The organism is Novosphingobium sp. YAF33, assembly GCF_052113265.1.
Taxonomy (GTDB): domain Bacteria; phylum Pseudomonadota; class Alphaproteobacteria; order Sphingomonadales; family Sphingomonadaceae; genus Novosphingobium.
Genome location: NZ_JBFRCW010000003.1, coordinates 323,793 through 349,481 on the forward strand (window position 1 = coordinate 323,793; position 25,689 = coordinate 349,481).

A 25,689-nucleotide genomic window follows, 5' to 3' on the forward strand; every position below is an offset into this window, starting at 1 on the left:
TCAATCCCCTCCCCTGCTTGACGCAGACCCATGCGGCGCGGAATTTCGGCGCCTAAAAGGGAGAGGCTCCGGACATGAATTTACCCAGGCCCCGGCCCCGGCTGGATCAGGAAAACACCGCGTTCTGGACCGGCGGCGGCGAAGGCAGGCTCAACATCGTCCATTGCGGGGACTGCGGAGAATTCACCCATCCCCCGCGCCTGCTGTGCCGCCACTGCCAGTCGGAAAACGTCGCCCCGCAGGCCGTGCCCGGCACCGGCACGATCGACAGTTTCACGATCAATCACCAGCCCTGGGCCAAGGGGCTGGAAGTGCCCTACGTGATCGCCCGCGTGAAGCTGGACGGGGCGCCGGGGGTCTATCTGACCACCAATATCGTCGGCTGCCCGGTGGAAGCCGTGGACTTCGAAGACCGCGTCCGCGTCGTTTTCGAGGAACAGGACGGCGTCTTCTATCCCCTCTTCGAGAAAGCGGACTGATGCCCAGCAAGGAAGCCTATATTACCGGCGTCGGCCAGTCCGAAGTCGGGGTGCGCCTGCCGCGCCATCCGCTGCTGCTGACCGTGGATGCCGTGCGCGAGGCGCTCGACGATGCCGGCCTCACGCTCGACCAGATCGACGGGGTCTTCACGTATCCCGGCAAGATGGCCGGCTATACCGCCTTTTCCCCGATCGCCAGCGAGGACCTGATAGAGGTTCTGGGCATCAAGTCGAAATGGCACATGGGTGCGATGGAGCAGCCTGCCCAGCTCTCGGCCATCGGCGTGGCGGCCATGGCGGTCAAGCAGGGTCTGTGCCGCCATGTCATCTGTTTCCGCACGGTCTACGAAGCGGGCGGCATGGCCGATCCGGCCCAGTACATGGCGGGCGCGAAGCAGGACACCGTCAGCGGCAGTTCCCAGTGGACCAGCCCCTTTTGGGCCACTTCGGCCGCCTGCTGGACGGCACAATATGCGGCACGGCACATGCACCGCTACGGCCTGACGCGCGAACAGCTCGGCCAGATCGCCATCAACGGATCGAGAAACGCCATGGCGAACCCGCGCGCGCGCGCGATCACCAAGGAAGAACTGACGCTCGAAAAGTACATGGCCGCGCGCATGGTGACCACGCCGCTCTGCCTTTACGATTGCGACCGGTTTTCCGACGCCTCGACCGTGGTGATCGTTTCGGCCGAAGACGCGCTGGACGAAGTCTCCGGCAAGCCGATCCGCATCGCCGCCATGTCAGGCTCTGTCGATCGCTATTCCTGGGATCAGGTGGAGGAGTTCGCCGCTTACGAGACCGGCGCCGACCTCTGGAAGCGGACGGACTATACCACTGCCGACGTCGACACTGTGCAGTTCTACGACGGCTTCGCCTTCCTGCCGATCACCTGGCTCGAAGGACTGGGCTTCTGCGAAAAGGGCGAAGGCGGCCGCTTCATCGAGGGCGGAACGCGGATCGCGCGGGACGGGGAATTACCGCTGAACACGTTCGGCGGCCAGCTCGGCGCCGGACGCCTGCATGGCTTCGGTTTCGCGCACGAGGCCGTGACTCAGCTGCGCGGCAAAGGCGGCGAGAGACAGATCGCCGGCGACCCGAAAGTGGCCGTCGCCACCTCCGGCGGCGGTCCGATGGCTGCGGCGCTGCTGTTGACGCGGGACTGATCGGCGGTTCCGGCCTCGCGAGAGGTCGGAACCCGTTTGCTGCTGGGGGTCAGCCTGCGGAAGCGAGGGCAGGCTTCTGCTCTTCGGCCGAGCCCCGCCGGCGCTGCCGCTTGAGCCCGATCAGCGGACGCAGCGGCCCTATCTCGCGCCCGATCAGGTAGAACAGCCAGGAACCCCCGGCCACTGCCGCACAGAGCGTGAGGAATTCCGCCAGGGCGCCAAGGCCCATGTCGCGAATGCCATAGCTGACGAAAACCATCACGGTCTGATGGGCGATGTAGATCGGGAAGACCGCCTCCACCAAAGTCGCACGCCAGCGGTTATCGAAGTTCCAGAAGCGATCGGCGATACCGAAGAGCGCGATCACCGTTCCCCAGCACTGGACGGACTTGGCGAAGGACAACGGCTCCTGCCAGGCCGCGGGCGTCGGCACATTGCCGGGATAGAGCAGCGTGTCGCCGATCACCCAGGCATAGCCGGCGATGCCGAGCGCAAGAGCGAGCTTCCACTGGCGGGCAATGGCCTCGCGGATGGGGTCCGAACCGCGCAGCAGGAATCCAAACAGGAACATGCCGAAATAGTGCAGGTGTGCGCCGCGGTCCTGAAGGAAATTATGGATGTCGGTCCAGCCGTAAGGAAGCATGCGGATCGCGAAGATCAGCCCGATTCCCAGCGGCAGCAAGGCCGGTCCCGACAGCACACGCTCGGCACCCCGGCGCAGTGCCGCGCGCCAGCTTCCGGGCAGGAGCATCAGTCCGGCGCAGAGCACCAGCGTGTAAGCCAGCAGATAGATCACGAACCACATGTGCATCGTGGCCGGGAGGATCTCGTATCCCACTTTATGGAACCGGAAGGCATCATAAAGCAGGAAGTAACCATATCCATGATCGTACCCGCTATTGACCAGCCCCATGTAGGGCTGGGGCGGCACCACCACGGTCAGGCCGAAAAGCAATGGGATTCCAAGGCGCAGGATGCGGCTCTTGAGGAAAGCCCGATTGTCGCCGTCCTTCTTGAGAAGCGCGGCGCTGGCATAGCCGGAAATCGCAAAGAGCAGCGCCAGGCGCCAGGCGCTGAGGCCGAGCAGCGGAATTTCCGCCCAGCTCACCACACCGCGCGTAGGCGTCTGATAACCCCACGGCGTGAACGAAAAACCGACATGGTAGAAGATCAGCAGAACGAACGCGCCGATGCGCAGCCAATCCATTCCATAGTGGCGTTGCGACGGGGCGAGCTTCATCTTTCTCCGGTGGGGTGGGCGGTTCCGCCAGCTGCGGAAGCACGGCCCACTTAGGGATTTCGCGCCTTTTCTGCAATGACACGGTTGTAACAGGTCGTCGCAGGCACATCTCCGGATCGGATTGGACTGTGCTTGGAAGCGCATGCGCGGGGCGACATGATGTTGAAATGCCGCCGCCGCGCCTTACCATGGACGATGTTGCCCGCCTTGCCGGCGTATCCCGAAAAACCGTCAGCCGCCTCGTCAATGGCAGCGCATCCGTAGGCCCTGCTACCCGCGCGCGCATCCTGGCCGCGATGAAGGAGCTGGGCTTCGACCACCGCCTGTTTCCGCTACCCGGTCACGCCGCCGACCCTGCCATGGCCACGCTCGCGCTGTTCCACGACGGCAGCGACCCCGCCCTCGCCGCTATCGTGGAAACGGCGATACTGGAGGTTCTGGACGACGATGACCCGGTCATGACGCCCTGGCTCCTGCGCGAACAGCCGCTCGCGGGGCTGAAGACCTTTCTTGAACGCCGCCGCCCCCAGGGCGCCATCTTCCTTCCTCCGCTCTCGGCTCAGGAGGATCTCGCCGGCGCATGTGCCGATGCAGGGACAGGCTGCGCGCGCCTCGGTCATCCCGGTCTTGCCTGCGACGATCGCACCGCCATGGCGCAGCTCGTCCACTGGCTCTCGGCCGAAGGACACCGCCGGATCGGTCTCGTTTCGAACAGCGACAATTCGCTATCCGGGCGCCTGCGCGAACAGGGTTTTCTCGACGCTATCGCGGATCGCCGCCTGACCGGGCCCCTGCTGGTGGTGGCGGGAGACGGCTCGTGCCAATCTGGCCGTGCCGCGGCGCACCTCCTGTTCGACGTCAGCCCCCGGCCCAGCGCGATCATCGCCGCCACTGACGAAATGGCTGCCGGCGTCCTTCAGGCCGCGGTGCAAGCCGGTCTGGCGGTGCCGCAGGACCTTTCCGTCGCCGGTTTCGAGGACATGCCCATCGCCGCCAGAACCGCACCTGCCCTCACCTCGATGCGCATTCCCTGGGCCGAAATCGCGCGGGAGGCCATAAGCAGGCTGACCCGCAATGACACGGATCGCCATACCTTCGCGGCCGATCTGGTCGTGCGCGAATCGGTTCGCGGCGTCGATGCAGACCATGCTCTCACCCTTGTCCGTCCGCTCGCCTGACCCCGTCCCGCCTCACGGGAGGCGCCGAGCCGTTCGGCATGGTTAGCAATGCTTTTACACTAAGGGATTAAACGGGTTACGGGCTCCCGTCCGGGACATGCCTTCCGCCGAGGATCGGTTCTCTTGAAGCACGCGATCGTTTCATCCCTGTTGGACCCTGTCCAGCCGCAGACCCGGCCCTCCACGCCTGTCGCGAGCCATGAGGCACAGCTCTATGCCCAGGCTGCCGCGCTCACCGAAATGGGCGCCTGGTCCTGCGACCTCTCGACGCAGGCCCTGACCTGGACCGAAGGCGTGTTCAACATCTTCGGCGCGCCGGCCGACCGGCCGATGGACCGGCGCGAGACTCTGGATTTCTACACCGAGGAATCGCGTGCCTTGCTCGCGCAGCTTCGCGCCAAGGCGATCGAGGAAGGTTCGGGCTTCACCATGGACGCCCAGATCCTGCGCGGTGACGGCGAAGTCCGCTGGATGCGAATAACCGCTGCCACGCGCGTCGAACGCGGCCGGGCGACCACCCTCTACGGCATGAAGCAGGACATAACCGAAGAGCGCCTGCGCTGGGAACGCCTGCGCCATCTGGCCGAGAACGATGCCCTCACCGGCCTTTCCAACCGCGCCTGCTTTCACTCCGAATTTCTCGATCGGCCTGCGGGAAGTGAAGGTCTTTGCGAGATCGGCGCGCTTGTGCTGTTCGACCTCAACGGCTTCAAGACGGTCAACGACGCCTGGGGCCATGCAGCCGGCGACGCCTGCCTGAGCGACTTTGCGCGCCGCCTTCGCCGCACATTCCCCGAAGCGCGCCTGGTTGCCCGGATCGGCGGCGACGAGTTCGCCATGATCCTCGACCGCAGCGCTTCGTCCGCCGCGCTGGAACGCTCCGTGCGCCACCGATTGCCTGCGCTGATGTCGCCGGTGGTCTGGCAGGGCCATTCCCTGCCGCTCGGCGCGAGTGCGGGAATGGCCGCGCCCGCCCTCGCAGGCGTGGTCGATCCGGAGGCGCTGTTCCACCAGGCCGATGCCGCGCTCTATGCCGCGAAACGGCGCGGCGGCAACCAGCTCTGCACAGCCGGAACCTGACCGCCTCCGCGCGAAAGGCCGAGCGGAGCCACCTGCCCTATTGCCCTTCCGGTTCCACCCATGTCGTGCGGGTGACGCGCGGCGAGAGATATTTCGTCGCCGTCCAGCCGCCATCGACGACGATCGACTGGCCATTGATCATCTCGCTCCCCGGCAGGCAGAGAAACGCGATCACCGAAGCGATATCCTCGGGCTGCGCGAGCCGCGGATAAGGCGTGGTCTCCACATTGCTGCGCTTGAACGTCTCGTCCTCGAAACGGTGGCGGACCATGTCGGTCATCGTCACGCCCGGCGCCACGCAGTTGGAGCGGATGCCGCGCGGCCCATATTCGCAGGCCATGTGTTCGGTGAGCGACTTGAGGCCGCCCTTCGCCGCGGAATAGGCGCCCCCGCGCCTTCCGCCGATATGGGCGAACGTACTGGTGACATTGACCACACTGGCCCCTTCGGAAAGGTGCGGCATGACATCGCGGCAGAGCCGGAACGGGGCGACCAGCATGATATCGAGGAAACCGTCGAGCGCTTCGTCGTCAGTCTCGTCGAGCGGCTTGGGACTGCCCACGCCCGCGTTATTGACCAGGGCATCGATCCGCCCGAACCGCTCCAGCGCGGCAGCAACGACGGCATTCGGCGCGGCGGGATCGGTCAGATCGGCGCTGATCGCCAGGACGTGATCGGGATTGCCGATCTCCGCCTCCAAGGTCGCCAGCTTGTCCCTGCTTCGCCCGACGCCGACCACGGCAAAGCCCTCGCGGTGGAGAATTTTCGCGGTCTCCAGCCCGATGCCACTGCCTGCCCCGGTGATGATCGCCGTCTTCATCGCATGCTCCCGTCCATCGTCTTCCGCTTTCGGCTAGGCGTTTTCGGCGGGCCGGATAAGCCCGGCCGGGCGAAGGCGATGCTTGATCGTCGCTGCGATAAGCGGGGCTGCTCGTCTTGGCCGGCTCCGAGGCAGGGTCTAGCGTCAGCGCCATCATGAGCACGAACCAGAACGATAAAGCAGCCCTGGCCGGCATCCGCGTCATCGACATGAGCCGCGTCTTCGCCGCCCCCATCGGCGCCCAGATCCTGGGCGACCTTGGCGCCGACGTCATCAAGATCGAGCGCCCGGGCGTCGGTGACGATGGCCGGGGCTACGGTTTCTCGTGGGTGCCCGGCAAGGACGGGGTCGAGACGCGCCACTCCAGCTTCTTCACCGTGTCCAACCGCAACAAGCGCTCGATCACGCTCAACCATTCCAAAGCGGAAGGCCAGGCGATCCTGCGCGATTTGGTCAAGACCGCCGACGTGCTGATCGAAAACTATAAAGTCGGCGATCTCAAGCGCTTCGGTCTTGATTACGAGACTTTGCGAGAGATCAACCCCGGCCTGATCTACTGCTCCGTCACCGGCTTCGGCCAGACCGGACCCATGGCCGCGCGGCCGGGATATGACGGCTTGTTCCAGGCAACCGGCGGCATGATGGCCGTCACCGGCATTCCCGAAGGCCAGCCCGGCAGCGGACCGCTCAAGACCGGGCCCAGCCTTGTCGACTTCGTGACCGGGCACAATACCGCCCTCGCCATCCTCGGGGCGCTGCAATATCGCAACCGCACCGGAGAGGGGCAATTCATCGACATCGCCCTGCTCGACAGTTCGGTGGCGATGGTCAGCCACATCATGCAGGACTACCTGATCAGCGGGCAGGCTCCGCCCCGCCTGGGCAATGGCGGCAATGGCGGCGGCCCGGCAGACCTTATGCGCTGCGCGGACGGCATCATCTACCTCACCGCCGGCACCGACGAGCACTATCGCCGCCTGACCGTGCTGATGGAGCAGCCCGAACTGTTCACCGATCCGCGCTTCGACAGCAATCTCAAGCGCGGCAAGACCAACCGGGCGGAACTGATGGACATCATCAACACCTGGGCCAAGGCTTTCACCGTCACCGAAATGCAGGACATGCTCGACGGCGTCGGCATCCCGGCGGCACGCTACAACGAGCTGGCCGATGTCTGGGAGGACGAGCAGGTCAAGCACCGGAACCTGCGTGCCACGACGCCGCACGCCCATGCCGAAAGCGGCACGGTGGACCTTATCGCCAGTCCGCTGGCGATGATGTCCGCCAGCCCGGCGACCATCCGCCTCGCCCCGCCGATGCTGGGCGAGCACAATGCCGAAGTGCTCGCCGAACTGGGCTATAGCGAACAGCGAATAGCCGAGCTGGAGACCAGCGGGATCATCTGACCTGGACGCACTGGCTGCCCTTCCCTGGCAGCCTTTATCGATTCCCCACCGCCTTTCAGCCGCCGGTTCCACCTCAGGGTCCGGCGGCCTTCGAGACTGCTAGCGCCCCTGGAAGGACGGTTGGCGCTTTTCGGAAAACGCCGTCACCCCTTCCACGAAGTCTGCGGTGCGCGAGGCATCGCGCTGGCCGAGGCGCTCGTTGGTGAGTGCCTGCTCCAGCGTGCAATCGGTTGCGGCCCAGGCCACCTGCTTGATCCGTCGCAGTGACCAGGGCCCGCGCGCCAGTTCCCCGGCCAGCGCCATGGCGGCTTCATCGAGGTCTTCGTCCGGCACCACGCGGTTGACGAGGCCCCATTCCAGCGCCTTCTCGGCAGGGAGCCGCTCTCCCAGCAGCATCATCTCCATGGCGCGCACCCGGCCAACCGCGCGGGCCAGCAACCAGGACGATCCCCCGTCCGGCACCAGCCCGACATGACGGAATGCCTGGAGGAAGAACCCGCTCGTTCCGCAGAGGATGAGGTCGCCCGCCATCGCCAGCCCCGCGCCGACGCCCGCCGCCGCGCCGCGCACGGCGGTGACGACCGGCTGCTCCATGTCGCGCATGGCGATGATGACGGGGTTGAAGTGCCGGTCCAGCAAAGTCCCCACGTCGCGGCGCGGGTTATCCAGCATATCTTGCGCATCGCCCAGGTTCGCGCCCGAGCAGAAGGCCTTGCCTTCGCCCGTCAGCAGCACGGCCCGCGCCTCGAACGCCGCACGCGAAACGGCATCGAAAAGCTCCTCGCCCATTTGYGCCGAGCCGGCATTGCGCGTGGCGGGATCGTTCATCGATATCCGCGCCACGCCGTTTTCCAGGCTGTAGAGGATTTTCTCGTAAGTCATGTCAGGCATCGCTCCGTGCGTCGTGCCGGCTCAGGCCAGCATCTTTCCGAGGCGGGCATTCACGATTTCCTCGGCTTCGGCAACGATCCTATCGATCAGGTCCTTGCACGTCGGCAGGTCGTGGATGAGCCCCTGCACCATTCCGGCCCAGAAGATGCCCTTGGTGAGATCGCCGGACTGGAGCAGTTCCCGGCCCACGGCCCCTGCCACCAGGTGCTTGATGTCGTCGAAGGTCGATTCGGGGCGGGCGGAGATATCGACCACCTCGTCGGAAACGCCATTCTTGCCGACGCGGGCCGTGTTCTTGAACTTGCGGAAGATCAGGTTCGTCCCCCGCTCGTCGTTCTCGATATATTTGGCCTTCACGTTGTCATGGATCGGCGCTTCCTGCGTCGCGCAGAAGCGCGTGCCCATGTTGATGCCCTCGGCCCCCAGCGCCAGAGCGGCAACCAGCCCGCGCCCGTCACCGAAGCCGCCGCTGGCCAGCATCGGGATCTTCACTTTGTCGGCCGCCGAAGGAATCAGGATCAGCCCCGGAATGTCGTCCTCTCCAGGATGGCCAGCGCATTCGAAGCCGTCGATCGAGATGATGTCGCAGCCGTGCCGCTCGGCGGACAGGGCATGGCGCACGGCCGTGCACTTGTGGAGCACGGTGATGCCATGCGGCTTCACCATTTCCCAGATCTCGCGCACCTGCTGAGTGCCGGCCGTCTCGACGATCTTGACCCCGCCGTCGATCGCGGCCTGCGCATAGGCCTTGTAATCGGGCGGGAGCAGGGTCGGAAACACCGTGATGTTCACGGCGAACGGCTTGTCGGTCATCGAGCGGCAGCGCTCGATCTCTTCCCGCAGCGCCTTGGGGCTGGGCTGGGTCAGCGCGGTGAGCGTGCCCAGGCCGCCGGCGTTGGACACGGCGCTGGCCAGCTCGGCCAGGCCCACGCCCTGCATGCCGCCTTGCACGATCGGATGTTCGATGCCGAGCATCTCGGTGACGCGGGTCTTGAACGCCATTGCTTGCAAACTCCCAGAAACTTCCCTTGCAGTGGTCCTAGGGGGGATCGGCGCGCTTGAGGACACCGAACGCGCCGCCCGCCCCGCAATTCGCGCGGGCGATGCAAAGGCCGTTCCGGATATTGAAAGCCGCCGCGTGATACCCAGATTCCAAAGGCAAACATTTCAAGGAGTTTGGACAAGTGAACGGTTTCAAGACGGCCATGCTGCTGGCGGCGCTCACGGCGCTGTTCATGGGGCTGGGCTATATCTTCGGCGGCAGCGGCGGTGCGATGATCGCGCTGGTCGTCGCGGCGGGGATGAACCTGTTCACGTTCTGGAACGCCGACAGCATCGTCCTGCGCATGCACAATGCCCGCGAAGTGGACGAGCGCAGCGCGCCGGAATTCTACACCCTCGTGGCCGAACTCGCCCGCCGCGCGCGCCTTCCCATGCCGCGCGTCTACCTGGTCGAGAGTTCCAACCCCAATGCCTTCGCCACCGGCCGCGACCCGGAGCACGCCGCCGTCGCGGCGACGACCGGCCTTCTGAACATGCTGGACCGCGAGGAAGTGGCGGCAGTCATGGCGCATGAGCTGGGCCATGTCAGGAACCGCGACACCCTGATCATGACGATGGTGGCGACGATTGCCGGCGCCATCTCGATGATCGCCAACTTCGGCCTGTTCTTCGGGGGCCATCTTGGCGGGGGCGAAAACCGACCTAATCCCATTGCCGCCATGGCTGCCGTGTTCATGGCCCCCTTCGCCGCGATGATCGTGCAGATGGCGATCAGCCGCACCCGCGAATTCGGGGCGGACAAGGCCGGCGCCGAGATCAGCGGCAATCCGCGCGCGCTCGCATCCGCCCTCGCCAAGATCGCGGGCCCGGCGCAGGCGGTTCCCAGCGTGGCTTCGGAGCGCAATCCGGCAGCGGCGCAGCTCTACATCGTGCCCACTTCGGTTTCGGACCTGTTCTCCACCCATCCCGCCACCGAAAAGCGCATCGCGGCGCTGATGGCCATGGAAAGCGCGCCGGTCCGCCGCGCGGCATCCGCGCTCGACCCGGCCCGAAGGTAAGCGACCGACGCGGGCCCCTGCCCGCTTCGTTCAAATAGCGCGCCCACGATAGAGCGCGCCATTGCCTGCCCCGCCGACGGTTGTACATTCGTTCAACACGAATGAAGAACAAGCCGAGAGGTGTCGGAGTGCTGAAATCTGTCGACGGCGGACTGCGGTCCGTCCCCTATCCGATCGAGGATCCGGAACGGATTCCGGTCAAGCGCTACTACGATGCCGAATTCTACCAGGCCGAGCTGGACCACCTCTGGCCGCATGTCTGGCAGATGGCCTGCCGGGAAGAGCAGATCCCCGAAATCGGCGACTGGATCGAGTACGAGAACGTCGGCAAGTCCGTCGTCATAGTGCGGACCGCCAGCGGCGTGAAAGCCTTCCACAACGCCTGCCGCCACCGCGGCGTGCCCTTTGCCGGCGGCACCGGCCATGCGCACGGCAATTGCAAGAAGTCGGGCTTCGTCTGCCCGTTCCACGGCTGGCGCTGGAACATGGATGGCGAATCCACCCAGGTCTACGGCAAGCACATGTTCTCGGAGCGGCAGCTTCAGGAGGACGACATCAACCTGGTCCCCTGCCGTGCGGAGACTTTCATCGGCTGCGTCTGGATCAACCATGACGACGACGCGCCTTCCGTGCGCGATTCTCTCGGACCCCTGGCCCCCAATCTGGAAGCCCGCGGCCTGGACAAGATGCGCGCGGAATGGTGCTACGGAGCGGAGCTGCCGGCGAACTGGAAGGTGGCGATGGAAGCCTTCATGGAAGGCTACCATGTGATGCAGACGCATCCGCAGCTCCAGCATGCGGCGCCGATGATGTACGATTCGATGTATCGCAGCCCGCGCGGCCCGGTGCCGATCATGGCCGAACCGCACTTGTCCTATCGCGAGAACCAGGAACTTCAGGTCAAGTCCATGGCTCTGCTCAGCGAAGGCATGGCGGGGATGGTCCACGAAAAGGAAGTGGAAATTGCGCGCGGTCTCATCGGCATCGAGGAAGGCCTGCCGGAAGACCAGAACATGGCGATGTTCCACTGGCTGGGCATCGTCATGCACCAGATTTCCGCGCAGTTGCAGGCCCGTGGAGAGCCGGTGCCAGACCTTTGCACGGTGGCGCAGACCCATCCGGTGAAAGCAGTGGAGTTCCTCTTCCCGCACTACTTCCTGCTGCCCTACTTCACCTCGATGTCCGCCTATCGGATCCGCCCGACGGGGCCGGAAAGCTGCTTCTTCGAGATATGGTCGCTGACATATGTCTCCGAGGACGACGACATGGAAACGGTGACGGAGCCCACGGTGCTGCCTTACAACAGCCCCGATTTCCCACCGATTCCGCGGCAGGACTATTCGAACATCCCGATCCAGCAGAAGGGGCTTCATGCCAGCGGCTTCGAGTTCATGCGCCTGTCGCACGAAGTCGAAGGGCTGATCAGCAACTACGAACGGATCATCGACGGCTACCTCAAGGGCGTGCCGCAGGAGCAGCTTGCCAAGGCCATCCACAAGCTGGGCGGCAATTTCGACGGCCCGATCGAAGACCTCGGGTTCTGATCCAGGACCCGCCGTGCCGGATCATCCGGCACGGCGGGCTTTCGGAGGTCACTTTGCCGTCTTGGTGCGAAGGCCCGAAGGAATCGGCAGGACTTCCAATTTGCCCGTGGCGACATCGTAGAGGGCGGGCACCACCTTCAGTTCGCCGGACTGGACCTTCGCCTCGATCACGGGCGAGGAATTGATCAGGGTTGCAGCCTGGATCACGGCGTTCTGACGGGTGACGATGGCGGGATCCTGGCTTTGGCTGACGTAGAGCGCGGGCAGGATCGCCGGGAACAGCGCGCTGATCTGGCCGGGAACCTCGGGGTTCTCCATAGCGGCTTTCACCGCCCCGCAGTTCGAATGGCCCATGACCACCACGGCCTTGATGCCGAGCACCGCCACGCCGTATTCCAGGCTGGCGATGATTTCCGGCGTGGTGATATTGCCGGCGATGCGGGTGACGAACAGGCGGCCAATCGGCTCGTCGAACACCATTTCCACTGGCACACGCGAATCGGCACAGGACAGGACGCCCACGATCGGCCACTGCCCTTCCGCCGCGCGGGCCTTGATGATGGCCAGATCCCTGGTGTGGGCCGTGGGCGCTCCCGCGATGAAGCGGGCATTGCCGTCCATGATTTCCTTGAGAGCCTGGTCCGGCGTGACTTGCTCGCCGCCTCCCCCAGGTGCGGCGGACGAGGCGGCCATGGCCGGCGGCGCGGCGGCCAGGCTCAGGGTTCCGGCTGCGCTGGCGGCGGCCAGGGCTCCCAGCATCTCCCGGCGCGAGGTCTTGCAGCAGGCGGCTTCGGCGTCAGGCACAGGAAGGCTAGAGGACATCGCGGTCTCCAGTGTGATCCGACTGGAACCTAACATGGCCGCCCCGCCGCGGTGCTTGTTGAAATCGAACGAATTCGGTTCGTTCGGTTTCCGCCTGCTCAGTCTGCCGAAGTGTGGCCGGCCGGGATCTGATCCAGGCTCTGATCGGCCGGTGTCTGACCCGTGAGCGCCTGCCCCGTAAGTGCCTGCTCGGTCAGGGCACCGACCAGGGCCTTGACCTTCTTCTGGCGCCACTGCGGCAATGGTGCCACCAACCAGTAGCCCCTGCGGCACGGGGTCGTCGTCTGGATCACGTCCCGGTCGTTCTCGCTGATGAGACCGCGCGCGAGCAAGCCGGGAACGCGCGCCCGGCCGAGGCCAGATCGCGCGGCGGCAATCGCCTGGCCCGCATCGCTCACCGCGATCGGCGGCTTGGCCTCCTCATTGTCCTGATCGTCCTCGGTGCCCGGCGCAGGGTCGCCCGGCCAGCCGATCCAGTCGCCCTGGCCCACTTCGACCCATTCCGCCGCGCCCAGTGCCGCGCCTTCCAGCTCGCCCGGCCCATCGGTCCAGCGCACCGCCAGGTCGAGATTGGCTTCGGTGAAATCGGTCAGTTCGCCGTCGACGATGACATAGCGGACCTGCGGATTATCGGCCCGGAACGCGGCAAGGCGCGGGGCCAGCCAGGCGGCGAAGAATTCGCGCGGTGCGGCGATGGTGTAGACGTGGCTAGACTGGCCCGCCTGCATGGCCTGCACGGCATCCTCGAAATGAAGGAACCCGGTGCGCAGCGCGGCAAGCCCTGCGCCGGCTTCGTCGGTCAGTTCCAGTCCCTTGCTGGTGCGGCGAAACAGCACCACGCCCAGCAGGTCTTCGAGTGCGCGGATCTGCTGGCCGACCGCGGCCGGCGTCACGGCCAGCTCGTCGGCGGCCCGGGTGAACGAAAGGTGGCGTGCCGCTGCATCGAAGACGCGCAGGGCATTGAGGGGCAGGTGCGTGCGCTTCATGGGAGTTCCCTATGCGCTGGTTTTCGCACGGGCAATGAAGAACTGCCGCAACGCCCCCGACGCTGCGCATCGCCTCACCGAAAGCCCGTTCCGTCAGCGCGCCGTGGCGGGCGCGGCCAGCGGGAAAAAGGGGATCGCCGCCTCTATCTCGGTGCCGTCGTCGCGCAGGAAGGTGTAGTTGCCTTCCATCGAGCCCTGCGGCGTAGGCAGAGGACAACCGGAGACGTAATCGTGGCTGCGGCCCGGCGCGATGACGGGCTGTTCGCCCACCACGCCTTCGCCATCGACCATGCTGACATCGCCATGACCGTCCGTGATGCGCCAGTGCCGGGTCATGAGCTGGAGCGTCTCATCCGAATCGTTCTCGATGCGAATGTGATAGACCCAGAACCACTTACCCGCCTCGATGCGCGACTGCTCGGGCAGGAAGTTGACGGCGACCCGCACGGTCACCCCATCGGTCATCGCCGTATGTTGGAAGAATTCCTTCATAACATCCGCCAGCCTAACGATGATTTGACGGAACGACAACTGCGCAGCGCGAACCTTGCGAGGCATTCGGCTGATGACATGGCGGACAGCCAGATGAAGCGCCGCCCCGGCGGGCAGCGGCGCTTCACGACGAATCAGAGACCGGCCTTGGTCAGCGCCTGGTCGAGATCCTCGATCAGGTCGTCGGCATCCTCCAGCCCGATATTGATGCGCAGCATGCCTTCGGTGACACCCATGGCCTCGCGTCCTTCGGGACCGACGCCGTGGTGCGTGGTCGAGGCCGGGTGGCACATCAGCGAGCGCGAGTCGCCGATATTGTTGGAAATGTCGATCAGTTCGAGCGCGTCCAGCAGGGTATGCGCCTGTTCGCGGCCGCCATCGAGGACGAAGCTGAAGATCGGCCCGCAGGCATCCATCTGCTTCTGCGCAAGGGCCTGCTGCGGGTGGCTGTCGAGCCAGGGGTGCAGGATCTTCGGCACGCGCCCGGCGACGAACTGGCCGACCTTGAGGGCGTTCTCGCTCTGCTTCTTGGCGCGCAGGTCCAGCGTCTCCAGGCCCTTCAGCACGACCCAGGCGTTGAAGGGCGAAAGGTTCGGTCCGGTGTTGCGCTGGAACGGCAGGAGCTTGTCGTTGATGAATTCTTCGGTGCCGCAGACGGCGCCGGCCAGGACGCGGCCCTGCCCGTCCATCAGCTTGGTCGCCGAATAGGCCACCACGTCGACGCCGAACTCCATCGGCCGCTGCAGGACCGGCGAGCAGAAGGCATTGTCGACCACGGTGGTGATCCCGTGTGCCTTGGCGATGGCGCAGATGCCTTCGATGTCGGCGATATCCATGGTCGGGTTCGCAGGCGATTCGAAGAAGAACACCTTGGTATTGGGCCGAATCGCCGCTTCCCAGGCCGCCGTGTCGGTGGCGTCGATCACCGTCACCTCGATACCGAAGCGCGGCAGCAGACTGTCGCCCAGCCAGCGGCACGAACCGAAGGCGGCGCGGGCGGACACCATGTGGTCGCCGGCCGAAAGCTGACAGAGCAGCGCCGTGGTCATGGCCGCCATGCCCGAGGCCTGGGTACGGCAGGCTTCCGCCCCCTCCAGCAGAGCGATGCGCTCTTCCAGCATCTGCACCGTCGGGTTCTGGAGCCGCGAATACGTCATGCCATCGTCTTCGCCCATGAAGCGGGCGGCCACGGTAGCGGCATCGTCGTAGCTGTAGCCGGAAGTGAGGAACAGCGCTTCGCTGGTCTCCCCCATTTCCGAGCGCCAGGTGCCTCCGCGAATCGCGCGGGTGGCCGGGCGCCAGTTGCGGGTCTTCGAGCGGTCCTGTCCGGTAGTGCGTTTCATGGGCCAAGCCTCTAGGATCGCCAAAGGGCCAGCGCAAGCGGCCAGTGCAACCTTAGGCGCGCCGCGGCTTCGGTGGAGCAAGTTTCAGTCAGCCTTGCAGTCCCCTTACTTCGCCCTTATTCCGCCGGTCCGATGCCGAACGCTTCGCGCAATGAGAGAGATCCGATCGGCTGGAGCCTGATCGTGACGGGCCTGTTCCTGGCCCTCGCCCTGTTCCGACTTGCGGAACCGAACCGCTATTACTTCGACGAGATCCACTACGTCCCGGCTGCGCTCAAGCTGCTGGAACTGATCCCGGCCAATGGCGAGCATCCCATGTTCGCCAAGGAAGTGATCGCCGGCTTCATCTCGATCATCGGCGACCGGCCGATCGCCTGGCGCATCGGCCCGCTGCTGTTCGGCGTGTTCGGCCTGTTCGCCTTCGCACGCTTCGTCTGGCACTTGTCCGGACGCCGCCGGGCCACGATCACCGCGACCGTGCTGCTGGCCACCAATTTCATGTGGTTCGTCCAGAGCCGCATCTCCATGCTCGACATGGTCGAGGCCTCGCTGTGCATGATCGCCCTCTGGCAGTTCGCGGCCGCCCTTCATGCGCCGACAAGCGGCGCGGCGCGGGGACGACTGGCAGCGGCAGGCGTTGCGCTCGGGCTTTCGCTCGGGGCCAAGTGGAGCAGCGCTCCGGCGCTGATGGTGCCCGGGCTGTGGTTCCTGGCGCTGCGCGTGCGGGAGAGCGGCTGGAAATTCGTCGGCCGCAAGGGCGCGGGACCCATCCCGGGCATCTCGCTGGCGGAAGCCGCGTTCTGGCTCGGGCTGCTGCCCCTGACGGTCTATTGGGCGACGTACCTTCCGGCGATGTTCTATAGCAGCCGTCCGCTCTCGCCTTGGGGTTTCATCGAGCAGCACCGCCACATGATCGCGCTGCAGGACAGCGTGAAGAAGCTGCACCCCTACCGCAGCCTCTGGTACCAGTGGATGGTCGACTGGCGGCCGATCTGGTACCAGTTCGAGAACATCGACGGCCACCAGCACGGCATCGTGATGCTGGGCAATCCCTTCTCGATGATCTCCGGACTCTTCGCGCTGGTTTGGGGCGTCTGGGTCTCGCTGTTCCGCGGGCGCCGGGACGTCCTGACGCTGGTGCTGCTCTATGCGGGCACGCTGGGTATCTGGGTGGTCAACGGCAAGCCGATCCAGTTCTACTACCACTATCTGCTGCCCGGAGCCTTCCTCATGGGCATCCTGGCCTTCGCCCTGGACGCCCTGTGGAACCGGCGCGACCGCTGGCGCCACCTGGCCACTGCGACCATGGCGATCTCGGCAGCGATGTTCGTGGGCTTCTACCCCATCATCTCTGGCGCCCCGCTGCCGACCAAGGAATTCTACAACGTCTGGATGTGGTTTCCGAACTGGCGTTGAAGGAACGCCGGGCGCCCGTCCCTAGCCAGACGCGGCCAGCTTGCCCAAGTGATCCGCCTGCATGTCGGGCGTGATGACCTCGATCGCGCGTGCGCCTTCCAGCATCAGCTCGATCACGTCCAGGCCGCTCGCACGCCGCCGGTAGCGGGCCGGCCAGCCTTCGCGCCCGGCGATGGCATAGACTTCCGCGATGTCGAGAGATGTCGCCAGGGTCACGCTGCAATGGCCCGCATCCGTGCACGGATCCTCGCAAGGCACCACAAGCATCTGCGGCGCCGCCTGCGATGCCTCCACCCGCCAAACCGCGCCGCCGCGCACCGACCGGCCGCCGACAAGCTCGGCCAGCACCGCGGCGACCCGGCAGGGGTCACGGGCGTCTATCGAAACGCGAAAGATCATGCATTGTCCCTCAAGCCGGCTCGGCCCCGGTGCTGGACATGATTGCACGAGTGAACACAAAGCGAATCCGGCGAACGCCCTATGACGACCGACGTAGGGCAAACAAAAACGCGCGCCGGAACACCGGCGCGCGCTTTTGTCTGTTCGCCGCCGCCATCAGGGCGGCGGGCCAGCTATTGCAGTTGGCTTAGTACTTGCCCCAGACGAACTTCGAGGACAGCGCGAAGTTCCAGACCGCGGCCAGCACGATGCCGGTGACGACCGCCACCACGTCATGAATGCCAATGGTCCTGAGCACGGCCGCCGAACCGACGTTGGTCAGCAGGCCCAACGAGCAAGCGACGGCGAACTGCGCCCAGCCACGCATCAGCGGGCCGAACCCGCGCAGGCGCTTGTCCGAGTACGTCAGTTCGTTGTTCAGCACGAAGTTGAACGTCATGGCCACGATCGCCGCGATCGAGTTCGCGATGTTGAACGTCGCGCTTTCCGACCAGTTGCCGTAGACGAAGCGCTCGGCGAACACGAGGTGGAGCATGATCCACAGCGCGCTGAACTGCACCACCACGCCCAGGGCGCCAACGGTTCCGAACAGGGCGAAACGGGTGGGGATGATGCGCCCCAGCCACTTGTCGTAAAGGCCTACGAGGAATTCGAACACGACGGTCTGGTCCAGCTTGCTTTCGCCTTCCGCACGCGCCGCGAAATGGAGCGGGAACTCCTTCACGCGAAGCGGACGGTCGACAGTTGCGAGAATGTCGAGAAGGATCTTGAAGCCCACGCCCGAGAGACGATGCGCATCGGCGCGCAAGGTCTCGGTGCGAAGCATGAAGAACCCGCTCATCGGATCGGTCAGTTCCACCCCGGTCACCTTGTTGGCGATCCGGTTGGCAAGGCCCGAGGCCTTCACACGGTCGGGACGGCCCCAGGCTTCGGTGCTGGCCCCTTCCGCGAAGCGCGAGGCATAGGCCAGGTCGTACTCGCCCGAGGTCACCGCCTTGAGCATGCCCGGCAGGAGCGCAGGATCGTGCTGGTGGTCGGCATCCATCACGGCAACCACCGGCGCGGCGGTGGAGCACATGCCCTCGATCGCCGCGCTGGCAAGGCCGCGGCGGCCGATGCGCTGGATGCAGCGCACGCGCGGATCCTCCAGCGACAGGCGGCGCGCCTCGTCCGAGGTGCCGTCCGGGCTGTTGTCGTCAACGAAGACGGCCTCCCACACCACGCCCTTCAGCGCGGCATCGAGTCGCTCGATCATCGTCGCGATGTTCTTGCGCTCGTTATAGGTAGGCAGGACAATCGCCAGCTCAAGCGGCTTGGCTGCGACGTCGAGCGCCTCTGCGAGATCAGAACGAGTTATGTTCATGCGCCCCGTAATAGGTGGTAATCCTGAATAAACCTTTTTGGTCCGAACGGTAGGCGATCTTACAGCCGTTCGACGACCGCGTCACCGATTTCTCGCGTGCCGGCCGTACCGCCCAGATCGCCGCCCTTGATGCCATCGGCCAGAGTCCTGGCGACGGCAGCCTCAATCCGCGCAGCTTCGGCTTCGAGACCGAAGGAGTGACGCAGCAGCATCGCCGCCGAAAGGATCGTCGCCATCGGATTCGCAAGGCCCTTGCCCGCGATGTCCGGCGCCGAACCGTGGATCGGCTCATAGAGGCCGTACGTGCCCTCGGCAAGGCTGGCCGAAGCCAGCAGGCCGATCGAGCCCACGCACATCGAGGCCTGGTCGGAAAGGATGTCGCCGAAGAGATTGCCGGTGACGATCACGTCGAACTGGCCCGGGTTCTTCACCAGCTGCATCGCCGCATTGTCGACGTACATATGGGTGAGTTCGACCTCGGGATATTCCTTGGCCACTTCGATCACCACGTCGCGCCAGAGCTGCGAGGTTTCGAGCACATTGGCCTTGTCGACCGAGCAGAGCTTCTTGCCGCGGCCCATCGCCGCCTTGAAGCCGACATGCGCGATGCGGCGCACTTCGTCCTCGGCGTAGGACATCATGTCCCAGCCCTGGCGGCGGCCGTCTTCCAGCGTGCGCAGGCCCTTTTCGCCGAAATAGACGTCGCCGTTGAGTTCGCGCACGATCAGCAGGTCGATCTTGCTGGCGACTTCGGGACGCAGCGTGGTCAGGTCCTCAAGGCCTGCGAAAACCTGCGCCGGGCGCAAGTTCGCGAAGAGGCCGAGTTCCTTGCGCAGGCCGAGGATGGCCTGCTCCGGGCGGAGTTGGCGTTCGAGATGGTCGCAGGAGAAATCGCCCACGGCCCCGAACAGGATCGCCTTGGCCGAACGCGCGATCTCCAGCGTTTCGGCAGGAAGCGGGTGGCCATGCTTGTAGTAGGCCGCGCCGCCGACATCGCCTTCGACAAGCTCAAGACCCGGAAGTTCAAGCTTTTCGAGAACGCGCACTGCCTGCTCGGTGACCTCGGGACCGATCCCGTCTCCTGCAAATACTGCGATGCGCATGTCGTTCTCCGCTTGCTTCTCAGCCATGAATCCGTGCCAGCCGCTCACGCAGCAGGACGCGCGCCCCCATAGCGTCTCCACGCCGATCGGCAAGCGGATAGCGCGAAAGCTCACGGCCGAGGCGGTCGAAAGTGGTGAGTATCGCGCCCCAGTCGTCGTCCTGGGGACGGGCGACAGGTACGCCGTAACCGAGTTCGCGCAGCAGCAGGACCTCGTAGGAAAGCAGCGGCAACGCCCAGCCCCTGGCCGAGGGCGCCACGCAGATCGCCTCCAGAAGCGCGCAGAGCGCGTCGTAGAGCGCGGGGTAGGGTTGGCGCTCCGGCAGCGCCATGGCGGTCAGCGCCGTCACCCAGGAGATCGCCGCGGCGGGAAGCGGCTCGCTGAGCCAGGGCCCGCGGCTGGTGACGAGTTCGATGCGGGCGAAGGGAAGCTGGCTATCGCTTTTCGCGCGCAGATCCGCTTCCACGGCATTACCGGGGATCAGCACCGGCCGCAGTTCGCGCCCCCGGCCGCCTGCCACATAGGCAGCGACGATCCCGGCCTCGGACGTCAGCATCCGGGCGATGACCGCCGTCTCGCCGTGAGGGCGGGCAGCGCAGACGATGGCGGGTGCGCGAAGCTGCATGGCTCGCCGCTAGCGGCAGCGCGGTGCGGACACCACAAGCGCCGCACGCCCAATGCAAAACGCGGAGGAAATTCCCCCGCGCTTCATGCCTGTTTCCAGGCCCGTTTCCAGGATGGTGTCACCCAGGCCTTTTACTGGCCCGACTTGCTTTCGAGCGCTTCTATGCGCGCCTTGAGCGTTTCCACTTCGCCGCGCGCGGTGGCGGCGAGTTCCTTCACCGCCTCGAACTCCTCACGCGTGACATAATCCATGTCGCCCATGAGTTCCTTGATGCGCTCGCGCGCGCTGTCGCGGGCTTCGCGGCCGACGCCTGCGAGCGTGCCGGCAGCACTGTTCATCATCTTGACGAAATCGGCGACGAAGGGGTTTTCGCTTTGCATGGCGCCTATTTGGTATTTTGCGCGGAGGCGCGCAAGAGCTTCCGGCGAATTTCCGGACCGTTCAGATCTCGAAACGCTCGACTGCGCGTGGCCCTTCCGCACCGTCGAGCGCGGGATTGGCCTGGAGGAAGGCGTAGTTGAGATAAGTCGCGAAGCAGATCCAGGCGAGGTAAGGCACGAGCAGCAGCGCCGCGACGGGCCGGATTCGCGCGAAAAGGACGATCGTCACCAGGACGGCCAGATCGAGCAGGCCGATCACGATCAGGCCGGTCGTCATTCGGTGCGCGCCGAAGAAAACGGGGCTCCAGGCGAGATTGAGCGCGAACTGCACGGCGAAGGCGACCACCGCCAGTCCCCGCCCATGCGCGCCGCGCGCCGCGCATATCATCGCAAGGGCCAAGCCCATCAGCACGTAGAGCACGGTCCAGACGACCGGGAACGTGATCGGGGGCGGATAGATGCCGGGCTTCACCAGGGCGTCGAACCAGGGATTGCCCGGCCCGCTCTGCGCCACGCGGCCGGAAACGAAGCCCAGCAGCACGACCAGAGGAACGAGCACGAGCGCCCAGCGCAGCRGGCTGGCGCGCAACTGGCCGGACGAGGCAATCAGGTTCATTCCCTTAACAACTCCCGAATCAGGATAAACCGCGAAGATGCGCGGGTTGTGTAACGAGCTTGCCGCCGGTGCAATCGCTCGCCGCCGGGAAAATCATCCCCGCAGTGCCGAAACGAGAAACTCGACGTTGCCTTCCGGCCCCTTGATCGGGCTTTCGACGATGCCCTGGATCACCCAGTCATCGGCCTCCAGCCATTCGCGGACTTCGGCGCAGACCCGCTCATGAAGCGCCGGTTCGCGCACCACGCCGCCCTTCCCCACTTCGCCGCGGCCCACTTCGAACTGCGGCTTGATAAGGGCGACCAGACGGCATTCGCGCGCCGCGAGGCGAAGCGGGACTTCCAGCACTTTGGACAGACCGATGAAGCTGGCGTCGCAGACCACCCAGTTGCACGGCGCGTCGATTTGCTCGGGCGTCAGGATTCGCGCGCTGGTCTGCTCCAGTACGGTGACGCGCGGATCCTGGCGCAGCTTCCAGGCGAGCTGGTTAGTGCCCGAATCCACGGCAAACACGCGTTCGGCGCCGTGGGTCAGCAGCACGTCGGTGAAGCCGCCGGTCGAACTGCCGATGTCCATCGCGACCGCGCCGGTGGGGTCGAGATCGAAATGCTCGATGGCATGCGCCAGCTTGATTCCGCCGCGCGAAACCCAGGGATGGTCGCGCCCGCGCACTTCCAGCGGGGCGTCGGCCTTCAAGCTCTGGCCCGGCTTGGCCACCTTGGTTTCGCCGGTAAAGACCAGCCCTGCCAGTACCAGCGCCTGCGCCCGGGTGCGGCTCTCCGCCAGGCCCCGATCCACCAGCATCTGATCGACGCGGGACTTGGCTATGCGGGGCGCTGGACGAGTCGCTTGGCGCGGCGCGGCGCCTGCTTTCTTATCGACGGGGCGGGGTTCGGACGGGTCAGTCATGGCTTTGCACACTTGAGATGAGCCGCGCCTCATTCCATACCGGGGGAATGAAGGCAAATCCGCGCCGGCGCACCGACGCCCTTTCGTTCTCCCGCAAGTTGCCCCGCAAGGTGCTGACAGCCGCTTCGCTGACCGCGCTGGTGCTTGTCGCAGCTTGCGTTCCGGCAGCCAAGCCCCCCGTTCAGGCCCCGCGCCCGGCACCGACGCCGGCCGCCCCGCCGCCCCCGGCCCCGCCGCCGCCACCCGCAGACTGGCGCGATTCTCCCGCAACGCCGGGCGACTGGCGCATCACCAGTCCGGGAATAGCCAGCTTTGCCGACGGCATTTTCGGCATCCGCTGCAATCGCGCCTCCTCCACCATATCCCTGTTCCGCAGCGGCACTTCGGCCGGCCCCGTTTCCCTTTCGATCACCACATCCGACACGACTCGCGCCGTCGCCGCCCATCCCGTCAGTGGCGGGGTCCAGGTCGACTTGCCCGCGCGCGACCGGTTGCTCGATTCGATGGCCTTCAGCCGCGGCCGTTTCGCGGTCCAGGCGCAGGGCATGCAGCCGCTTTACATTCCAAGCTGGACGGAAATTTCCAGGGTCATCGAAGACTGCCGCTGACCGCAGGATTCAGCCGTCCCGTGTCGAAGCGCGTCCTTCGGCACGGGACGGCCGCGCGGCTTGCCGCGCAGGAACCAGACTTGTGCGCACAAGTGACCGGGAATCATCCGACCACTGAGACAGGAATTCCTCGCGATTCGAAGAGGTTTTGCGGCGATTTCAGAAGGTTGCAGGCCGCAGTTTTCAGCCCCCAGAAACGGCCCTTCGACAGGGCATCCAGGCTGGGGAAAACTAGCCCGAAGCCTCGATAATGACCGCAAAAAAGATGATTGCAAGGCTTGTTGTGCGCTGCGGAATCGGACACAAATTTCACAGGACGGCGGGACCTGGGAAACGCGCCCGGGAGTTACTGAAGTCCAGCTGCCTCGGTGCAAGATCCAAGGTGGCAACCCTGGCTTAACAGCGCGAAAGGAGGTGATCCGATGTCTCATGGTTCAGCAGAGAGGTCGGCAATTTCCGTCGCGAGGCATTATCGCTAAATCTTGATGAAGCGATAAAGGCTTTCGCTGGCGGCACTTCCCGGCCGCTGACCATGCGAAGGGCCGCACCGGGCAACCGGGGCGGCCCTTCTCATTTGAACGTCTGCCAGCCGCACGACTGCCAGCAACATCCCGCCGCGGATCGTAAGCTCGGCATCGCTCTCCTGGCTCAGACTTGACCGGCCTGAATGCCAAAAAGCGAATTTCCCGCTGGCCCTCCAGCGTTTCCCGAAGCTAAGGCAGAGACACGGTAAGTCTGGACGTCCATCGGACACCCGGACTTTCGCGCTTTACCGCTTTCCCCGGGCAGTAAAGCGCCTTGCACGCGTATCAAAATTACTTTTCGGTTGCCTTGGGCGTAATTTTCGTTCAACGCGCTCCGGAAACGCACACAAGAGGACTAGTTCGATGGCGACCCTCGCCGATGCCGGCCTGACTTTCACCACCCTGCCCCACCCTTCGCCCGCCAGCGCGGAGCAACGTGAGGCCGTGCTTGCCAACCCCGGATTCGGCACGAACTTCTCCGACCACATGGTGACCGTGGAGTGGACCGAAGGTCAGGGCTGGCACGATGCCGTCGTCGGACCGCGCCAGCCGATCGCGCTCGATCCGGCCGCTTCTGTGCTGCACTACGCCCAGGAAATCTTCGAGGGCCTCAAGGCCTACGTCCAGGCCGATGGATCGGTCGCGCTGTTCCGCCCCGAAGCGAACGCCGCCCGTTTCAACCAGTCGGCCCAGCGACTCGCGATGCCGGAACTTCCCGAAGCGCTGTTCGTCGAGGCGATCGAACGCCTCGTGAAGATCGACCGCGCGTGGATCCCGGCCGGCGAAGGCGCCTCGCTCTACTTGCGTCCGTTCATGATCGCCACCGAGGCCTTCCTCGGCGTGCGCCCGGCCAAGCAGTACAAGTTCATCGTGATCGCCAGCCCGGCGGGCAACTACTTCAAGTCCGGCGCTCCGGCCGTCTCGATCTGGGTTTCCGACTACACCCGCGCGGCCCCCGGCGGCACGGGCGCGGCCAAGTGCGGCGGCAACTACGCCGCCAGCCTAGTGCCCCAGGCCGAAGCCATCTCGCGCGGCCACGACCAGGTCGTCTTCCTCGACGCCGCCGAGCACAAGTGGATCGAAGAGCTGGGCGGCATGAACCTCTATTTCGTGTTCGAGGACGGCACGCTGCTCACCCCGGCCCTCACCGGCACGATCCTCCCCGGGATCACCCGCGACAGCCTGCTCCAGCTTGCGCGCGAGGAAGGCCTCAAGGTCGAGGAAGGCAAGTACAGCCTCGACCAGTGGCGCGACGATGCCAATTCCGGTAAGCTGATCGAAACCTTCGCCTGCGGTACGGCAGCCGTGGTCACCTCGGTCGGCAAGGTTTCGGGCCGCGACGGTGAATTCACCATCGGCTCCGGCGGCCCCGGCCAGCTCACGGCCAAGCTGAAGAACCGGCTCGTGTCGATCCAGCGCGGCGAAGCTGCCGATACTCACGGCTGGATCCGCAAGGTTTCCTGATCGCCGCCATCTGACGGCCGATAATGCGGGAGTCCGGGGGTTAGCCTCCGGACTCCGCTTTCCACACCCCGCCGATTTCGCCTGCCCTCAGCGACCCGGCGTCACCCCGATACGCCGCAGCATGGCGATCTGGGTCCGGGTCAGCCGCTCGATCGTTTCGTCCAGCGAGAGATCGGGCCGCACGCTGTTGCGATAGACCCGCGGTCCGATCATCGCCCAGGTCAGCAGGAACGTGGCGAAGGCCTCGGCATCCAGATCCTCATCGTCGCTGAACTCGCCGCGCAGGCCTTCGACAAGCGCCTCCCAATGTGGATAGCGTTCCGCCGCCCGCCCGGGCGCCAGGAATTCCTCGGTCCAGAGCGCGATCACTTCCGGTTTTTCGATCACGAAGCGCGTGATGAAGCGCGTGCGGTTTTCCATGGTGTCCGAAGGCGCGAAAGCCGCGGCCAGCTGGTTGGCCGACCACGCCCGCACCGCCGTGAGCAGCGCCTCGCGGCTTTCGAAATGATAATAGACGGTCGTGCGGTTCACACCCGCCTCGCGCGCCACTTCCGACAGCGACAGCGCCTCCGTGCCCTTTTCCGACATGAGACGGATCGCCGTATCGATCAGCAGCGCGTGGGTTTCCTCGAAGCCCTTGTTGCGGCGACGCGTGGGCTGACGCCTGCCCAATGGAGCTGCCGGCGCGTCGATCGTCTTGCTCATTCGCTTCCTGCCTGTCTTCCCGGCGCGACCGGATAAGGCCGCAATATCACTCTAGGCAATTGATTTA

The 25,689-nt window shown here is 65.4% G+C and carries 26 protein-coding genes; 10 read left to right on the plus strand and 16 right to left on the minus strand.

Features of this window, described 5'->3' with window-relative positions; genetic code table 11:
- Nucleotides 1-74 precede the first annotated feature (74 nt).
- A complete protein-coding gene (locus AB4Z00_RS08725) occupies nucleotides 75-479 on the plus strand; it encodes a Zn-ribbon domain-containing OB-fold protein (RefSeq protein WP_442045636.1) in 405 nt (134 codons plus the stop codon).
- The gene (locus AB4Z00_RS08730) at nucleotides 479-1,648 is read left to right on the plus strand and encodes a thiolase family protein (protein ID WP_442045637.1); all 1,170 of its coding nucleotides are present in this window, start codon (nucleotides 479-481) and stop codon (nucleotides 1,646-1,648) included. The genes AB4Z00_RS08725 and AB4Z00_RS08730 overlap by 1 nt, the downstream gene beginning before the upstream one ends.
- A gap of 49 nt (nucleotides 1,649-1,697) precedes the next feature.
- On the opposite strand, the gene AB4Z00_RS08735 is transcribed toward AB4Z00_RS08730, so the two are convergent.
- Nucleotides 1,698-2,855: an acyltransferase family protein gene (locus AB4Z00_RS08735; RefSeq protein WP_442045638.1), complete on the minus strand. Its 1,158-nt coding sequence runs from the start codon at nucleotides 2,853-2,855 to the stop codon at nucleotides 1,698-1,700.
- Between the two features lie 200 nt (nucleotides 2,856-3,055).
- On the opposite strand from AB4Z00_RS08735, the gene AB4Z00_RS08740 reads away from it, so the two are divergent.
- Together AB4Z00_RS08740 and AB4Z00_RS08745 are read left to right on the plus strand one after the other, a co-directional pair.
- The gene (locus tag AB4Z00_RS08740) at nucleotides 3,056-4,066 is read left to right on the plus strand and encodes a LacI family DNA-binding transcriptional regulator (RefSeq protein WP_442045639.1); all 1,011 of its coding nucleotides are present in this window, start codon (nucleotides 3,056-3,058) and stop codon (nucleotides 4,064-4,066) included.
- 123 nt (nucleotides 4,067-4,189) lie between these two features.
- The gene (locus AB4Z00_RS08745) at nucleotides 4,190-5,146 is read left to right on the plus strand and encodes a GGDEF domain-containing protein (RefSeq protein ID WP_442045640.1); all 957 of its coding nucleotides are present in this window, start codon (nucleotides 4,190-4,192) and stop codon (nucleotides 5,144-5,146) included.
- A 37-nt stretch (nucleotides 5,147-5,183) separates the two neighbouring features.
- Here AB4Z00_RS08745 and AB4Z00_RS08750 read toward each other — a convergent pair whose 3' ends face one another.
- Nucleotides 5,184-5,966 carry an SDR family NAD(P)-dependent oxidoreductase gene (locus tag AB4Z00_RS08750; RefSeq protein WP_442045641.1) on the minus strand — a complete coding sequence of 261 codons (783 nt, stop codon included), beginning with the start codon at nucleotides 5,964-5,966 and terminating at the stop codon, nucleotides 5,184-5,186.
- Nucleotides 5,967-6,121: 155 nt separating this feature from the next.
- Between AB4Z00_RS08750 and AB4Z00_RS08755 the strand changes: the two genes are divergently transcribed.
- On the plus strand, nucleotides 6,122-7,372 hold the full coding sequence (locus AB4Z00_RS08755) for a CaiB/BaiF CoA transferase family protein (protein WP_442045642.1): 1,251 nt from the start codon (nucleotides 6,122-6,124) through the stop codon (nucleotides 7,370-7,372).
- Nucleotides 7,373-7,471: 99 nt separating this feature from the next.
- Here AB4Z00_RS08755 and AB4Z00_RS08760 read toward each other — a convergent pair whose 3' ends face one another.
- Both AB4Z00_RS08760 and AB4Z00_RS08765 read right to left on the minus strand, forming a co-directional pair.
- Nucleotides 7,472-8,254 (minus strand): enoyl-CoA hydratase-related protein, encoded by a 783-nt coding sequence (locus AB4Z00_RS08760; protein WP_442045643.1) that lies wholly within the window; start codon nucleotides 8,252-8,254, stop codon nucleotides 7,472-7,474.
- Nucleotides 8,255-8,284: 30 nt separating this feature from the next.
- The gene (locus tag AB4Z00_RS08765; protein ID WP_132262379.1) at nucleotides 8,285-9,265 is read right to left on the minus strand and encodes an NAD(P)H-dependent flavin oxidoreductase; all 981 of its coding nucleotides are present in this window, start codon (nucleotides 9,263-9,265) and stop codon (nucleotides 8,285-8,287) included.
- Nucleotides 9,266-9,447: 182 nt separating this feature from the next.
- Here AB4Z00_RS08765 and htpX point away from each other — a divergent pair, with 182 nt between their 5' ends.
- Entirely contained in the window at nucleotides 9,448-10,323 is an 876-nt protein-coding gene (gene htpX / locus AB4Z00_RS08770) for a zinc metalloprotease HtpX (RefSeq protein ID WP_442045644.1), read from the plus strand.
- Nucleotides 10,324-10,451: 128 nt separating this feature from the next.
- On the plus strand, nucleotides 10,452-11,867 hold the full coding sequence (locus AB4Z00_RS08775) for an aromatic ring-hydroxylating oxygenase subunit alpha (protein WP_442045645.1): 1,416 nt from the start codon (nucleotides 10,452-10,454) through the stop codon (nucleotides 11,865-11,867).
- A gap of 48 nt (nucleotides 11,868-11,915) precedes the next feature.
- On the opposite strand, the gene AB4Z00_RS08780 is transcribed toward AB4Z00_RS08775, so the two are convergent.
- The 4 genes from AB4Z00_RS08780 to AB4Z00_RS08795 form a co-directional block, all read right to left on the minus strand.
- Entirely contained in the window at nucleotides 11,916-12,689 is a 774-nt protein-coding gene (locus AB4Z00_RS08780) for a carbonic anhydrase (protein ID WP_442045646.1), read from the minus strand.
- Between the two features lie 98 nt (nucleotides 12,690-12,787).
- Nucleotides 12,788-13,675, minus strand: coding sequence for a LysR family transcriptional regulator (locus AB4Z00_RS08785; protein WP_442045647.1), 888 nt, complete (start codon nucleotides 13,673-13,675; stop codon nucleotides 12,788-12,790).
- A gap of 93 nt (nucleotides 13,676-13,768) precedes the next feature.
- Complete coding sequence (apaG, locus tag AB4Z00_RS08790; protein ID WP_132262370.1) at nucleotides 13,769-14,167, minus strand: Co2+/Mg2+ efflux protein ApaG; 399 nt, start codon at nucleotides 14,165-14,167, stop codon at nucleotides 13,769-13,771.
- 134 nt (nucleotides 14,168-14,301) lie between these two features.
- Complete coding sequence (locus AB4Z00_RS08795) at nucleotides 14,302-15,510, minus strand: trans-sulfuration enzyme family protein (protein WP_132262368.1); 1,209 nt, start codon at nucleotides 15,508-15,510, stop codon at nucleotides 14,302-14,304.
- Between the two features lie 183 nt (nucleotides 15,511-15,693).
- Here AB4Z00_RS08795 and AB4Z00_RS08800 point away from each other — a divergent pair, with 183 nt between their 5' ends.
- The gene (locus AB4Z00_RS08800; protein ID WP_442045648.1) at nucleotides 15,694-16,926 is read left to right on the plus strand and encodes a phospholipid carrier-dependent glycosyltransferase; all 1,233 of its coding nucleotides are present in this window, start codon (nucleotides 15,694-15,696) and stop codon (nucleotides 16,924-16,926) included.
- 21 nt (nucleotides 16,927-16,947) lie between these two features.
- On the opposite strand, the gene AB4Z00_RS08805 is transcribed toward AB4Z00_RS08800, so the two are convergent.
- The 7 genes from AB4Z00_RS08805 to AB4Z00_RS08835 form a co-directional block, all read right to left on the minus strand.
- The gene (locus AB4Z00_RS08805) at nucleotides 16,948-17,325 is read right to left on the minus strand and encodes a hypothetical protein (protein WP_442045649.1); all 378 of its coding nucleotides are present in this window, start codon (nucleotides 17,323-17,325) and stop codon (nucleotides 16,948-16,950) included.
- Nucleotides 17,326-17,512: 187 nt separating this feature from the next.
- The gene (locus tag AB4Z00_RS08810; protein WP_132262362.1) at nucleotides 17,513-18,688 is read right to left on the minus strand and encodes a glycosyltransferase; all 1,176 of its coding nucleotides are present in this window, start codon (nucleotides 18,686-18,688) and stop codon (nucleotides 17,513-17,515) included.
- A gap of 59 nt (nucleotides 18,689-18,747) precedes the next feature.
- Nucleotides 18,748-19,791: a 3-isopropylmalate dehydrogenase gene (gene leuB, locus AB4Z00_RS08815; protein ID WP_442045727.1), complete on the minus strand. Its 1,044-nt coding sequence runs from the start codon at nucleotides 19,789-19,791 to the stop codon at nucleotides 18,748-18,750.
- A gap of 19 nt (nucleotides 19,792-19,810) precedes the next feature.
- Nucleotides 19,811-20,416 carry a DNA repair protein RecO gene (gene recO / locus AB4Z00_RS08820; RefSeq protein WP_132262360.1) on the minus strand — a complete coding sequence of 202 codons (606 nt, stop codon included), beginning with the start codon at nucleotides 20,414-20,416 and terminating at the stop codon, nucleotides 19,811-19,813.
- Between the two features lie 131 nt (nucleotides 20,417-20,547).
- The gene (locus AB4Z00_RS08825) at nucleotides 20,548-20,796 is read right to left on the minus strand and encodes an accessory factor UbiK family protein (protein ID WP_442045650.1); all 249 of its coding nucleotides are present in this window, start codon (nucleotides 20,794-20,796) and stop codon (nucleotides 20,548-20,550) included.
- Between the two features lie 61 nt (nucleotides 20,797-20,857).
- The gene (locus AB4Z00_RS08830; protein WP_442045651.1) at nucleotides 20,858-21,412 is read right to left on the minus strand and encodes a TspO/MBR family protein; all 555 of its coding nucleotides are present in this window, start codon (nucleotides 21,410-21,412) and stop codon (nucleotides 20,858-20,860) included.
- Between the two features lie 93 nt (nucleotides 21,413-21,505).
- A complete protein-coding gene (locus tag AB4Z00_RS08835; protein ID WP_132262354.1) occupies nucleotides 21,506-22,321 on the minus strand; it encodes a TlyA family RNA methyltransferase in 816 nt (271 codons plus the stop codon).
- Nucleotides 22,322-22,368: 47 nt separating this feature from the next.
- Here AB4Z00_RS08835 and AB4Z00_RS08840 point away from each other — a divergent pair, with 47 nt between their 5' ends.
- Complete coding sequence (locus AB4Z00_RS08840; protein WP_134092759.1) at nucleotides 22,369-22,929, plus strand: hypothetical protein; 561 nt, start codon at nucleotides 22,369-22,371, stop codon at nucleotides 22,927-22,929.
- A gap of 887 nt (nucleotides 22,930-23,816) precedes the next feature.
- Entirely contained in the window at nucleotides 23,817-24,917 is a 1,101-nt protein-coding gene (locus AB4Z00_RS08845) for a branched-chain amino acid aminotransferase (RefSeq protein ID WP_132262351.1), read from the plus strand.
- A gap of 87 nt (nucleotides 24,918-25,004) precedes the next feature.
- Here the strand turns inward: AB4Z00_RS08845 and AB4Z00_RS08850 are convergent, their stop codons facing one another.
- On the minus strand, nucleotides 25,005-25,622 hold the full coding sequence (locus tag AB4Z00_RS08850) for a TetR/AcrR family transcriptional regulator (RefSeq protein ID WP_134092758.1): 618 nt from the start codon (nucleotides 25,620-25,622) through the stop codon (nucleotides 25,005-25,007).
- Nucleotides 25,623-25,689: the final 67 nt, after the last annotated feature.